Annotated in this window: 11 protein-coding genes; 5 read left to right on the forward strand and 6 right to left on the reverse strand. The window is 52.1% G+C overall.

Annotated elements, in window-relative coordinates; genetic code table 11:
- Window positions 1–76 precede the first annotated feature (76 nt).
- Complete coding sequence (yccS, locus tag AB7038_RS08925; protein ID WP_368888677.1) at window positions 77–2,293, forward strand: YccS family putative transporter; 2,217 nt, start codon at window positions 77–79, stop codon at window positions 2,291–2,293.
- A gap of 44 nt (window positions 2,294–2,337) precedes the next feature.
- Here the strand turns inward: yccS and AB7038_RS08930 are convergent, their stop codons facing one another.
- On the reverse strand, window positions 2,338–2,949 hold the full coding sequence (locus AB7038_RS08930) for a TfoX/Sxy family DNA transformation protein (RefSeq protein ID WP_369453156.1): 612 nt from the start codon (window positions 2,947–2,949) through the stop codon (window positions 2,338–2,340).
- 224 nt (window positions 2,950–3,173) lie between these two features.
- Between AB7038_RS08930 and sulA the strand changes: the two genes are divergently transcribed.
- Window positions 3,174–3,680 (forward strand): SOS-induced cell division inhibitor SulA, encoded by a 507-nt coding sequence (gene sulA / locus AB7038_RS08935; RefSeq protein ID WP_369453157.1) that lies wholly within the window; start codon window positions 3,174–3,176, stop codon window positions 3,678–3,680.
- Window positions 3,681–4,029: 349 nt separating this feature from the next.
- Entirely contained in the window at window positions 4,030–5,103 is a 1,074-nt protein-coding gene (ompA, locus tag AB7038_RS08940) for a porin OmpA (RefSeq protein WP_108657483.1), read from the forward strand.
- 58 nt (window positions 5,104–5,161) lie between these two features.
- Here ompA and matP read toward each other — a convergent pair whose 3' ends face one another.
- Window positions 5,162–5,620 (reverse strand): macrodomain Ter protein MatP, encoded by a 459-nt coding sequence (gene matP / locus AB7038_RS08945; protein WP_015422583.1) that lies wholly within the window; start codon window positions 5,618–5,620, stop codon window positions 5,162–5,164.
- 261 nt (window positions 5,621–5,881) lie between these two features.
- On the opposite strand from matP, the gene AB7038_RS08950 reads away from it, so the two are divergent.
- A complete protein-coding gene (locus tag AB7038_RS08950; RefSeq protein ID WP_369453158.1) occupies window positions 5,882–7,627 on the forward strand; it encodes an AAA family ATPase in 1,746 nt (581 codons plus the stop codon).
- An 86-nt stretch (window positions 7,628–7,713) separates the two neighbouring features.
- The gene (gene fabA, locus AB7038_RS08955; protein WP_025155194.1) at window positions 7,714–8,232 is read left to right on the forward strand and encodes a bifunctional 3-hydroxydecanoyl-ACP dehydratase/trans-2-decenoyl-ACP isomerase; all 519 of its coding nucleotides are present in this window, start codon (window positions 7,714–7,716) and stop codon (window positions 8,230–8,232) included.
- Window positions 8,233–8,300: 68 nt separating this feature from the next.
- Here the strand turns inward: fabA and rmf are convergent, their stop codons facing one another.
- The 4 genes from rmf to pqiA all read right to left on the reverse strand — a co-directional run bounded on the left by rmf (window position 8,301) and on the right by pqiA (window position 12,324).
- Window positions 8,301–8,468: a ribosome modulation factor gene (gene rmf / locus AB7038_RS08960; protein ID WP_015422581.1), complete on the reverse strand. Its 168-nt coding sequence runs from the start codon at window positions 8,466–8,468 to the stop codon at window positions 8,301–8,303.
- A 347-nt stretch (window positions 8,469–8,815) separates the two neighbouring features.
- Window positions 8,816–9,406, reverse strand: a complete 591-nt coding sequence (gene pqiC / locus AB7038_RS08965) for a membrane integrity-associated transporter subunit PqiC (RefSeq protein ID WP_153641877.1) — start codon at window positions 9,404–9,406, stop codon at window positions 8,816–8,818.
- Window position 9,407: 1 nt separating this feature from the next.
- Window positions 9,408–11,057 (reverse strand): intermembrane transport protein PqiB, encoded by a 1,650-nt coding sequence (gene pqiB / locus AB7038_RS08970; protein WP_369453159.1) that lies wholly within the window; start codon window positions 11,055–11,057, stop codon window positions 9,408–9,410.
- Window positions 11,047–12,324: a membrane integrity-associated transporter subunit PqiA gene (gene pqiA / locus AB7038_RS08975; protein ID WP_368888683.1), complete on the reverse strand. Its 1,278-nt coding sequence runs from the start codon at window positions 12,322–12,324 to the stop codon at window positions 11,047–11,049. Before pqiA ends, pqiB begins: the two co-directional genes overlap by 11 nt.
- Between the last annotated feature and the right edge of the window lie 21 nt (window positions 12,325–12,345).

Consider the following 12,345-nt stretch of genomic DNA (forward strand, 5'->3'; position numbering starts at 1 on the left):
GCCATATTACAGGAAAGACACAATTAGTTTACTGCCAAATTCCCGTTAAGGGTATTTCTGACTCATTGAGGTTATTGTGCTTGCAGCGTTTCTCGGCTTCAGCCGGTATATTTATAACAGCCATTTTCTTTATTATTTCCGCATCCTGATTGCGCTGACAGGTACCACGCTGGTGCCGTGGCTGCTGCACATGCCGCCGAAAGTCACCATCGCACTGACACTCGGGATGGTGGCCGCCGCACTGACAGACCTGGATGACCGGCTCGCCGGGCGTCTGCGTAATCTGTTTATCACACTGGTCTCTTTCTTTGTCGCGTCTGCGGCCATTGAACTGCTGTATGACCACCACCTCCTGTTTATGGCCGGTCTTGCGGTATCAACCAGCGGGTTTATCCTGCTGGGTGCGCTCGGGCAGCGTTACGCCACCATTGCCTTCGGAGCGCTGCTGATCGCGATTTACACCATGCTGGGAAAAAACCTGTTTGATGACTGGTACCAGCAGCCGCTGTTACTGCTGACCGGTGCGGTCTGGTATAACCTGCTGACCCTGACCGGGCACCTGTTTTTCCCTGTCCGCCCGCTGCAGGATAATCTTGCCCGCTATTATATGCAGCTCTCCAATTATCTGGAGGCAAAAGCAAACCTGTTTGACCCGGATATCGAAGAAGATTATCAGCAATCCGTCTTTGAACTGGCGATGGCGAACAGTGCACTGACGGAAGCGATGCATCAGGCAAAAATGACCCTGTTTTCCCGCCTTAAAGGTGATCGCGGCCAGCGCAGTACCCGTCACGCTCTTCATTACTACTTTGTCGCCCAGGATATTCACGAGCGGGCGAGTTCGTCTCATATCCAGTATCAGAATTTAAGCAATGAACTGCGTTACAGCGATATCATGTTCCGCTTTCAGCGGCTGATGACCATGCAGGGACACGCCTGTGCCGCGGTTGCGCAGGCTATTTTGCAGCGCCGCAAATACCATCATAACCCGCGTTTTGAGCGGACATTTTCTTATCTGGAAAACTCCCTCAACCTGCTGGAACAGCAAAAACCCGGTAACAGCAGTGTTATGGCTCTGCGCCATCTGCTGACCAACCTGCGCGGGGTCGATTCCCAGCTTAAAGGGCTGACCGCAGAGCAGACTCAGTTGCCGGCGGAAAAGATGCAGGAAGATGCACGCCTGTCCAACGAAAACCTGCAGGGACTGCGTGATATCTGGGCACGTGTCCGGCAGAACCTGACACCGCGATCCGCCCTGTTCCGCCATGCTATCCGGATGTCGCTGCTGCTGTGTGCCGGCTATGCCATTATCCTGACCTTCGATCTGACCCGCGGTTACTGGATTATGCTGACCAGCCTGTTTGTCTGCCAGCCGAACTACAGTGCCACACGGCGCCGCCTGATGCTGCGTATAGTGGGGACACTCGCCGGGATCCTTATCGGCCTGCCGATCATGTATTTTGTACCGTCTTATGAGGGACAGCTTATTCTGATGGTGCTGTCCGGGCTGATGTTCTTTGTGTTCCGCACCAGTCAGTACGCCCAGGCCACCATTTTTATCACCCTGCTGGTGCTGTTCAGTTTTAACCTGCTGGGTGAAGGGTTTGATATCGCCATTCACCGCATTATTGATACCCTTATCGGCTGCGGACTCGCCTGGTTTGCTGTCAGTTATATCTGGCCGGACTGGAAATACCGTCAGCTGCCGCTGGTAATTGACCGCACTATGCAGGCAAACGGCCGTTATCTTGAACAAATCCTGCAGCAGTATTACAACGGTAAAACTGACAGCCTGGAGTACCGGGTTGCCCGCCGTGATGCGCATATCAGCGACGGGGAGTTTGCCTCGGTGGTGGCAAATATGTCCTCAGAGCCGAGCAGTTACCGCACATCGCAGGATGAGGCGTTCCGCCTGCTTTGTCTTAACCACACGCTGCTCAGTTATATTTCCGCACTCGGGGCTCACCGTACCAAACTCACTGATGACACTATTCTGCGTCTGCTGAATGATGCCATCCGCTATATCGAGACCGCCCTGCAAAAAGGACACAGGGAAGATTTGCAGATTCAGGCTATCGCGGATGCACTCGCACAGCGTCTGGATAAATGTACCTGTGACAATAACAGCACCGAGCAGCTGGTGCTGGAGCAAATCCGTCTGTTACTCAGCCTGACGCCGGACATTACCGGGCTTATCCGGCAGATCAATGATAAAGAGCATAATCTGCAGCCTTCCGCCGGGCGGTTCCGCCGTAAAAAACAGACTGCGGCGGAAGAAACACCGGACAACTGACGTCATCCCGGGGAAAAAACGTTTCCCCGGGATGGCCGTACCGTTTAGTTCAGCCGACCGTGCCAGTGAATAAGATCCTCCCGCAGTGCCTTCGGTAATACCGCACTGTGACACCCCTCAATGGCTCCCGCGATGGCAAACAATAATTTCAGCTCATTCTGCGGCCGCGCTTTGACCTTCAGAAAACTCGCTTTGGCTCCCAGTAAATAGAGGTCATCCACCCGGCGAATCCCCGCCTGCCATAAGCGGCGTTCCAGTGCTCTGTCTACATTCGGCAGATCTTTAATCCGCGACGGCAGCTGCTGACGTGACTGTGCATGTTCCCGTGCATGCAGATAGGTCTGGTAAAAAAGAAACTCACACTGCTGAGGGCACTGCCATACCGCATCCGGTACGCGATAGTAGTTAATCCGCATCGGCAGGATCCGCTTGGGATAGGTGAACCGGTCATTCAGGTCCAGGCGACAGAATAGTTCGCGGGTGGCTTCTGTGCTTTTCAGCCAGAGCTGGCTGTTGGCTATCAGTGCGAAAGTGACCCGGTCAATGGATAATCCCATACACCCGAACTGTGATTTCAGGCGGATCCGGCCGAACGGCTGTGTGCTGTATTGAAGACGATCAAACTGAACATCTGACAATTTCAAATAATCCTTCATATTATCAGTCCTTTGAAAGCAGGTTAAACGTATCGTTGTGTCATTCCCTGACTGAGCTCAGCTGTCGCCACAAAATAAGGAATGTTTCCCCGATTGCCAACGATAAATTCGTATTTGCATCCGGCAAACCTGAATTTTGCGAGTTGTATGGAAAAAATTTACTTGATCTGAGCGGAATTGGATTATACTGTACACATATACAGTATCACTATGTGAGGTTAACTATGCGCCAGCAGGCAACCCGGGAATATGTCCCTGTTACACCGGCATCTGTGTCACCCGCCCTTGCGGGGGAACGCCATCTGAACGGAATGGTCAGCGAACTGGTTTATCGCAATAATGATATCGTCCTGACCCATATCCTGCTTCCTTTATTACGTCAGCTTGCCGGGGAGTCCCGCTGGCTGTTATGGCTCTCTCCGGGTGCAAAACTCAACCGCACCTGGTTATCGCAGAATCAGCTGCCGGGTGATAAAATCATGCAGTTGTCCCGCATCCCGGCAATCAACAGTGTTGCCGCTATGGAGAAAGCGCTCGCCAGCAGTAACTACAGTGTGGTTCTGGGCTGGCTGCCGGTACTGACTGAGCAGGAAAATGCCCGGTTACAGCGCGCTGCGGAACAGGGCGGCAGCCTTGGTTTTATTATGCGTCCGCAGGAATGGCATCATGACAGTGCACCTGTTGCACGACAACTGAATACATTACAAATTCACTCTTTCCCTTATCATTAAGGAAAATTAAGAATATTCTCAGACTTTTTTACATGCCCGTATCATTTGCTCTGCTTAATTAATAAAATTACACTATTTCAACGCGTTAAGCTAAATATCCAAAGAAATTGACTATTTTGTATGTTTATGAATCAGTACAGTTTTTTACATTTTTTTAGTCGAATTCCGCAGGACAGGCTTGTAACTTTTAAAGTTCGCTGTAGACTTTACACCGTTAAGGTAGTGCTTAAAATTCCCTGTTGGGAGCTATTTACTAAATAGCGCACATAATCCCTGACTATTTTTAAAAACCAAAGGCGATAATAAGGCTATTAAGCCAGAGCCAATTTGGATGATAACGAGGCGTAAAATGAAAAAGACAGCTATCGCAGTAGCAGTGGCAGTGGCAGCTTTCGCAAGCGTTGCGCAGGCAGCTCCAAAAGACAATACCTGGTATACCGGTGGTAAATTAGGTTGGTCTCAGTATCAGAACACCGGTACTGGTTTTGACGGTGAAAGCTTAGGCAACACTGGTCCGGTTCATAAAGATCAGCTCGGCGCTGGTATCTATGCTGGTTATCAGCACAACCAGTACATGGGCTTTGAATTAGGTTATGACTGGTTAGGTCGTATGCCTTACAAAGGCGACGGTAACAACGGCGCATTCAAAGCACAGGGCGTTCAGCTGACTACCAAACTGAGCTATCCGGTAATGGATGACTTAGACATTTATACCCGTCTGGGTGCAATGGTATGGCGTGCAGATGCAACCGCATCTATCGATGGTGAGCGTTACAAAAACAACGACACTGGCGTTTCTCCGCTGTTTGCACTGGGTACTGAGTACGCAATCACCCGTGATATCGCAGCTCGCGTAGAATATCAGTGGATCAACAACATCGGCGATAAAGAAACCACTATGGCACGTCCTGATAACGGCATGCTGAGTGTTGGTGTTGCTTACCGTTTCGGCCAGGATGAAGTTGCTGCACCAGTTGCAGAACCAGCTCCGGTTGTTGCACCAGTTGTTGAGAACAAACGTTTCACCCTGCGTTCAGACGTTCTGTTCAACTTCAACAAATCTACTCTGAAAGCTGAAGGTCAGGAAGCTCTGAACCAGCTGTTCAACGAACTGGCGTCAATCGATCCGACTCAGGGCAACGTCCTGGTTATCGGTTACACTGACCGCATCGGTTCCCAGAACTACAACCTGCCACTGTCTCAGAAACGTGCACAGAGCGTTGTAGATTACCTGGTCGCTAAAGGCATCCCTGCCGGCAGCATCCGTGCAGAAGGCCGCGGTAAAGAAGATCCTGTTACTGGCAACAAATGTGACAATATCAAACAGCGCGCTGCTCTGATCGAATGTCTGGCTCCAGACCGTCGTGTTGAAATCGAAATCCAGGGTGTAACTGAACAAGTCTCTCAGCAGGCTGCTCAGTAAGTTCTGAATTCGGTTGCATGATGCAATGAATTGTATAAACCCCATCTCCGGATGGGGTTTATTTTTTGTCTGTTCCCAGCAGGCTTTGCAAATCTTCCTTCAGCGATGTCATCTTCGTCGCGTACTTTTCCTTGCGCTCCGCATCTTCCAGCAACTGCACAATCGTGTCCGATAAGGTACTGCCACGCCGCTGTGATAACGCCGACAGCCGCTGCCAGACCAGAAACTCCAGATCAACCGACTTTTTGCGGGTATGCTGCTGCTCAGCATTAAAATGCCGCTTGCGCCGTGCGCGGATAGTCTGACTCATCCGGTTCGCCAGTCCCGGTGCCATATGTTTTTGTATCCACGCCGTCACTTTTACCGGATGTGACTCCAGTTTCAGTAACTGCGCCACAGCCTCTTCAGCCCGGCTTTTTTCCGTATAACGGGTAATTTCCTCACCTTCGCGGTGTTTTTTGACCAGATATGCCCACTTCCAGCCACATTCAAGATTCTCTAGTTGCTGATATTTCATGATTTTTCTCAGTGACAGGGTAACACTGACATAAGCATAGCAATATTCCCCGTAAAAAACCGCTCCTCTGCACAATTCTTTCCGTTCAGAACGGGTAAAAATAAACGCCGCGAGGATAGCTATCCGGCCTGCTTACGCGCTACAATATCCCGCTATTTTCGTTACTATTCAATAGGCGGTGCTGATAACCGCACACTGCGGAGAGCACCAGATCCTGCCGCAACGATTAAATCCGACATTATCAAAAGCAGACAATACCGAGTGAATATTAAACAGCTGACCTGGCAGGCATTACTGCCTGATGAAAACAGTTACCACACCATCCTGCAAACCGCCTCTGAACTGCCTGCTCAGCAGGCCGATATCGTGCAGCCGCGTTTACAGGAAAGTCTGTCACTTTTCAGCCATCCGGCGGCAAAACGCCGTTTTATGCTGGTCAAAAGTGACGAAAGCGAGTGTTACCTGAATACAATAGCGCAATTACTGCCGCCGGAAGCCAGAGTCCGGCAAAAACGCACTATGGGCGGTGAATACCACTTCGATAATCACAGGTTTGTCTTTACACCATCGGATAACGGCCATTTCAGTGCTGTGCAGCCATTTGCTGTCTGTGACTGGACAGAGCCGGAGCAGCTGTTCGGCCAGGTTTATACCCATCACCAGCATGTACAGTTGCAGCCCGGTATTATTCATCAGGTCAATGGCGGCTTTCTGATCATGTCACTGCGCAGCCTGCTCGCACAGCCGCTGATGTGGCTGCGCTTAAAGCAGATGGTCTGCGCACAGCGTTTTGACTGGCTGGCACACACCGAACAGCATCCGCTGCCGTTCCCGGTTGACAGCATGCCGCTTGACCTGCGGGTCATTGTGGTGGGCGATCGCCTGAGCCTGGATGAGTTTATGCTCTCCGAGCCGGAACTGAGCGAAGAAGCGCTGTACGGCGAATATGAATTTGATTGTCAGTTGGAAGAAACAGAACAGCTGACCGTCTGGTGTCAGTTTGTCAACGGGCTGCTGAAGCAAAATCAGCTGCCGCCGCTCAGTGCTGACGGCTGGTATGAGCTGCTCCGTCAGGGGATGCGTTTTCAGGAAGATAAAAAGACCCTGCCGCTCGACCTGACATGGCTGACCACCCTGCTGCGCGATGCCGCCACCCTGCTGCCTGCGGATACCATCACGGCAGAAGCGCTGCGTAAAATCAAAGATAACCGCAGCTGGCGCCACGGCTACCTGGCCGATCGCGGGCTGGATGAAATTCTTCAGGGTCAGGTGTATATCCAGACTCAGGGCAGCGCTGTCGGCCAGATCAACGGCCTGTCCGTTCTGCAGTATCCGGGACACCCGGAAGCGACCGGAGAGCCCTCCCGTATCACCTGTGTGGCACATATCGGTGATGGTGAGTTTGTTGATGTCGAGCGCAAATCAGAGCTTGGTGGTAACATTCACGCCAAAGGCATGATGATTATGCAGGCTTACCTGATTGCGGAGCTTAAACTGGAGCAGCCGTTCCCGTTCTCTACCTCCGTGGTCTTTGAACAGTCCTACGGCGAAGTGGATGGTGACAGCGCCTCTCTGGCCGAGCTGTGCGCACTTATCAGCGCCCTCTCCTGGCAGCCGGTTGACCAGCAGATTGCCGTGACCGGCTCTGTCGACCAGTTCGGGTTTGTGCAGGCCATCGGCGGCGTAAATGAAAAAATCGAAGGTTTCTTCCGGCTGTGTCAGGCCAGAGGGCTGACCGGCAAGCAGGGTGTGATTATTCCGGCCTCCAACGAACGCCACCTGGTCCTGTCAGATGATGTGGTTGAAGCGGTACGTCAGGGTGAATTCCACATATGGACAGCAGGCCACGTCTCTCAGGCGGCCTCACACCTGATGAATATGCCGTACTATGAAGAGGAAGGTAATCCGTCCGGAGAACACCTGTTAGCTATAATTCAGGATCGGATTTTCCTGGCGAACAATCAGGATAAACCAAGAAATTCGTGGTTTTCCCGCTGGTGGAAATAGCACAATTTTTATCTGATCGGACTTGTTCAGCGTACAAGTGTAAGCTATTGTGTAGCCTATCTGATAAACAAGGCAAAGATTGAGTTATGGTCGCAAAACAAGAATCCTACACAAAGCAAGAACTTGAAGCCTCAGGACGGGGCGAACTCTTTGGTGAAAACGGGCCGCCGCTGCCATCCGGCAACATGCTGATGATGGATCGCGTCATTAAAATGAGCGAAACCGGCGGGCATTTTGATAAAGGCTATATCGAAGCTGAGCTGGATATCAAACCTGAGCTGTGGTTTTTCGGTTGCCATTTCGTCAATGATCCGGTCATGCCGGGCTGTCTGGGCCTGGATGCCATGTGGCAGTTAGTCGGTTTTTATCTCGGCTGGCTGGGTGGCGAAGGAAAAGGCCGTGCTCTGGGTGTGGGTGAAGTGAAATTTACCGGCCAGGTACTGCCGACCTCGAAAAAGGTCACCTATCGCATCCACCTCAAGCGAGTGATCAACCGCAAGCTGATCATGGGCATCGGTGACGGCGAAGTCTTTGTTGATGATAAACTGATTTACACCGCAACAGATCTGAAAGTGGGTCTTTTCAAAGACACCAGCGCGTTTTAATCTTTCCTGCCGTGGTGTTATCCGTAAAAAACCTCCGCATGCGGAGGTTTTTTATCCTTCAAACCGGGTTACGCAATGACCGCCCTTTTATCGATGGCCTCGCGCCAGCCTCCCAACCAATGAGAACGTTCGTCAATTTTAAGATACGGGCAACTCTCTTTAGAACGTCCTAAAATACCCGCCTGATAACCTTTGGTTAATGCTCTGGCTAAACGATCACGCTTTTGTCTTTTCATGCCGTTACTTCCCTCATGTTATTCAGTGCTGAAAACAGGTTGATTTTTATTCAACCCATAATAGGAATACGCTTTCGGGGCAGAGTTTGCAAGTAAAGAAGATTCAGGGTGTGTCAGTCCCGCTTTTCATAAAAATACACAATAAAAACAGGGCTGTTATTTTACCAGCGTAATCAGATTATTAGTTTTCAAAGGACAGTAAAGGCAGTCAGAAGGATATATCAGACGGAATAAGAATCGTTTTAGCGATCAGCAGATTAAGCGGATTAATGTGGCGTGTTTCACAAATTTGTCATTTTGATGACAATTTACTCTCTGCACATCCGGTGCAGAGAGTAAATCAGCAGTTACTTACGCAGCTCGTCAGCCACCGATTTTGATACCTGCGCCCAGCCTTCACCCAGCGTCCGTACCAGCGCCGGATAGCCGTTTTCCGCCTGTTCCAGTACCAGATTAAACGGATGGCGGATAACCGCGTCACCGTGGGTGTAAATCCAGCTGCCCGCCACAATCACTTTACCGTCATAACGGCCGTGGAAGCCGGTGACCGTGACAGTCAGGGTATCCGGTTTGCTTTCCAGCGGCTGCACCGAAACCAGTCTGTCCGGCAGTGCCTGACTGAGTTCCGTCGTCATCACCTCCAGCAACTGCTGCTCCAGCGGGCCGGCCCATAAGTTAGTGCTGCCGATGTTGTATTCCACATCACTGGTCTGATAGACAATCCCGGCATTCCCCAGCACGTCCCCGAGCGTGATACGCTGGATCCATAACTGCGGATGGCGGTTGTCACTGCCGGTACTGCGGAAGCTTGTCTGTTCACTGCTGCTGTCCGCAGCCGCCACCACCGGCAACTGATAATACTGTTTGACCGGGGTGCTGCTGCACCCCGCCAGTACAAAAACGCCCAGGAATACCAGTGCTTTTGTCAGTTTCTTCATCTTAATTCTTCGCCTTCTTAGGTTGCGGATCCGCCTGCGGCGCGGCTTCAAAGACCAGAGCATTGCTCTTGTTATTCAGGGTACGCAATACCGGCTGTAATTCACGCAGAACCTGATCCAGACGCTGCATATCATCAACCAGTTTGTTGTACGCCGGTGATCCCGGCTGGATACCCTGCATACTGCGGTTCAGTTCACGCAGGGTGGCCTGCATATCTTTCGGCAGCGCTTTGAACTCTTTGCTGCTGAGTAACACATTCAGCTCAGACAGTGTTTTCTGTGCTTCCGCAATGGTTTTTTCGCTGGCACGCAGTGTTTCTGTCGCCTGTTTCATCATCGGTTCAATCGGCATACCGTTGATTTTATCCAGCGCCGCCAGTACTTTTTGCTGCAGCTGGACCAGGCCGCCGCTGGTGGTCGGCAGAATGTCATAATCCGCAATTTTCATCGGCGCTTTCCACGCCGGCTGTTCCGGATAGAAATCAAGATCGACATACAGTGCGCCGGTCAGTAAGTTACCGGATTTCAGTGAGGCGCGCAGCCCCTGCTGTAATGCGGTTTCCAGTTCCTGTGCCAGTTTGAAATCTTTACCCACGTCTTTCTCGAAACGCTCAGGCTCGATATGGATCAGGACCGGGATGCGGAAATCGCGGTCAAATGTCTGTCCCAGCCCTTTGGCATAGAACGGAACCTGTGCCACTGTACCGAGACGGATACCGCGGAATTCCACCGGTGCACCCGGAGAGAGGCCGCGCACGGAGTCGGAGAAGAACAGCAGGTAACTTTTATATTCGGTGTAGAGTGAGTTTTGCGTGCTCTTCTGGTTATCAAACAGCTTAAACAGGGTCTTAGGATTCACTTCCTCACCCGGCTGCCAGCCATCCGGCACATCAAAACTGACGCCGCCGCTGAACAGTGTGGAGAGCGAACCGACCTGCACACTCACGCCCTGTGAGGACATGTCAAAGGCAATACCGCTGTCCTTCCAGAAGCGGGCGTTGGTGGTCACCAGTTTGTCATAAGGTGCGTTGATAAAGAGCTCGTACTGCATTTCACGCTCATCAAGATTAAATTCTGCCGTTTCCACGGAACCGACACGGTAACCACGGAACAGCACAGCATCGCCCGGGTTCAGTTGTCCGGCCTGCTGACTGGTTAATATCACGCGGATCCCTTTGGCATCCGGAGACGCCAGCGGCGGTGAATCAAGCAGTTCAAATTCACGGCGTTCGCCGCCGGTATTGGCAGGCTGCACCTGAATATATGCCCCGGACAGCAGTGTGCCCAGCCCGGAGACTCCTTCACGGCCGACCGTCGGTTTCACCACCCAGAAAACGGTATCTTTGCGCAGAACGTCTTTCATTTCTGCATTCAGGCGGGCCTTGATGATCACGCGGCTGTAGCTCTGGTCCAGCATGACACTTTCAACCACGCCGACATCCACACTGCGGCTTTTGATTTTGGTTTTACCGGCTTCGATCCCTTCCGCGTTATAGGTGATCAGGGTGATTTCCGGTCCCTGCCCGCGAAAGTGGCTGATAAGGATCCAGGCACCAATCAGTACCGTGACGATGGGAATTATCCAGACCGGTGACCAGCTTTTCAGTTTGCTGACCTTCGCTTCTGTCAAATCATCAGTTTTATCGTTCAACCTGAGGCTCCTTAGCACTCTCCGCCCGTTTTTTTTCAAGCCGATCCCACGTCAGGCGCGGGTCGAACATTTCGGCGGCAATCATTGTCAGAATGACCACCATCGCAAATAAAATCACACCAATATCCGGATAGATGCTCATCAGACGCCCCATCCGCACCAGTGCCGCCAGTACGGCTATCACAAACACATCAATCATGGACCAGCGTCCGACAAACTCCACGATTTCATAAATAAAGTGCATCCGGCCGGGATCACGCCAGCCATGACCTTTCGCATCCAGGCACAGCCAGCCGATGGCCAGCATTTTCAGGCTCGGCACCATGATACTGGCGATAAAGATCACCATCGCCACCGGATAAGAGCCATCCCCCCACAGCAGAATCACCCCGGCCATAATGGTCGAGCCGAAATCACTGCCGAGCGATTCGGTGATCATAATCGGCATCAGATTTGCCGGGATATATAAAATCACGGAGGTAAACAGCAGCGCCATGGTCAGTTGTAAACTGTTCGGCCGCCGCGCATGACCCCGGCTGCTGCAGCGCGGACACTCATGCATATCTGCCGGCAGAATCGCCTGACAGGTACCGCACAGCCGTACTCCCTGACACAAACCGCCTTTTCCTGCCTCCAGCGCCACCGGCAGCGGTGGACGCGGTGCAATCCGCTGCCAGACCCAGTGTTTATCCAGGCACTGAAACGCCCGCACCTGCATCACGCAGAACAGACAATAAGGCAGAAAACTCACGCCCAGCCCGATATCCCCGTATGCCATCAGTTTTACGAAGCTGACCAGCACACCGGCGAGGAAAATCTCCGCCATACACCAGGCACGCAGCCGGAACAGCAACCGCGTGACCGGGATGGCCAGCGAGGGCGGCAGGCGGATCCCGCTGCACAGTAAGGTAATAGCAAACAGGCAGAAGGCCGGCACCGCCAGCACAAATCCCATGAAGAACAGTGCCAGTTCGCCGTAGTTATCCCCGAACATTACAGACGGTATCTGATAAAGCGTGATTTCGCTTTCAATACCCGCCACTTTCATCGAGACAAACGGAAACATTCCGGCGAGCACAAACATCACCAGGCCGCTGAGGGCATACATCAGCGGCTGGCGGCGCGGTTCACGCCAGCGGGCGGCCAGATGGGTGTGGCAGCGCGGACACTCAGCTTTGGTTCCCCGTTCCAGCTCAGGGATTTCCACCACCAGGTCGCACTGCGGACACAGCACCGTGACTGAATCATGTGAATGATGAGCACACACTGTTTCGTTATTTCTCCAAAA

It is taken from the genome of Morganella morganii, assembly GCF_041099235.1.
Lineage (GTDB): Bacteria > Pseudomonadota > Gammaproteobacteria > Enterobacterales > Enterobacteriaceae > Morganella > Morganella morganii_E.

What these genes read in the sequence shown, in the direction of transcription:
- AB7038_RS08930 (WP_369453156.1), bottom strand. Translation starts at nt 2,949, where the DNA reads ATGAAGGATTATTTGAAATTGTCAGATGTTCAGTTTGATCGTCTTCAA.
- sulA (WP_369453157.1), top strand. Translation starts at nt 3,174, where the DNA reads ATGCGCCAGCAGGCAACCCGGGAATATGTCCCTGTTACACCGGCATCT.
- ompA (WP_108657483.1), top strand. Translation starts at nt 4,030, where the DNA reads ATGAAAAAGACAGCTATCGCAGTAGCAGTGGCAGTGGCAGCTTTCGCA.
- matP (WP_015422583.1), bottom strand. Translation starts at nt 5,620, where the DNA reads ATGAAATATCAGCAACTAGAGAATCTTGAATGTGGCTGGAAGTGGGCA.
- fabA (WP_025155194.1), top strand. Translation starts at nt 7,714, where the DNA reads ATGGTCGCAAAACAAGAATCCTACACAAAGCAAGAACTTGAAGCCTCA.
- rmf (WP_015422581.1), bottom strand. Translation starts at nt 8,468, where the DNA reads ATGAAAAGACAAAAGCGTGATCGTTTAGCCAGAGCATTAACCAAAGGT.
- pqiC (WP_153641877.1), bottom strand. Translation starts at nt 9,406, where the DNA reads ATGAAGAAACTGACAAAAGCACTGGTATTCCTGGGCGTTTTTGTACTG.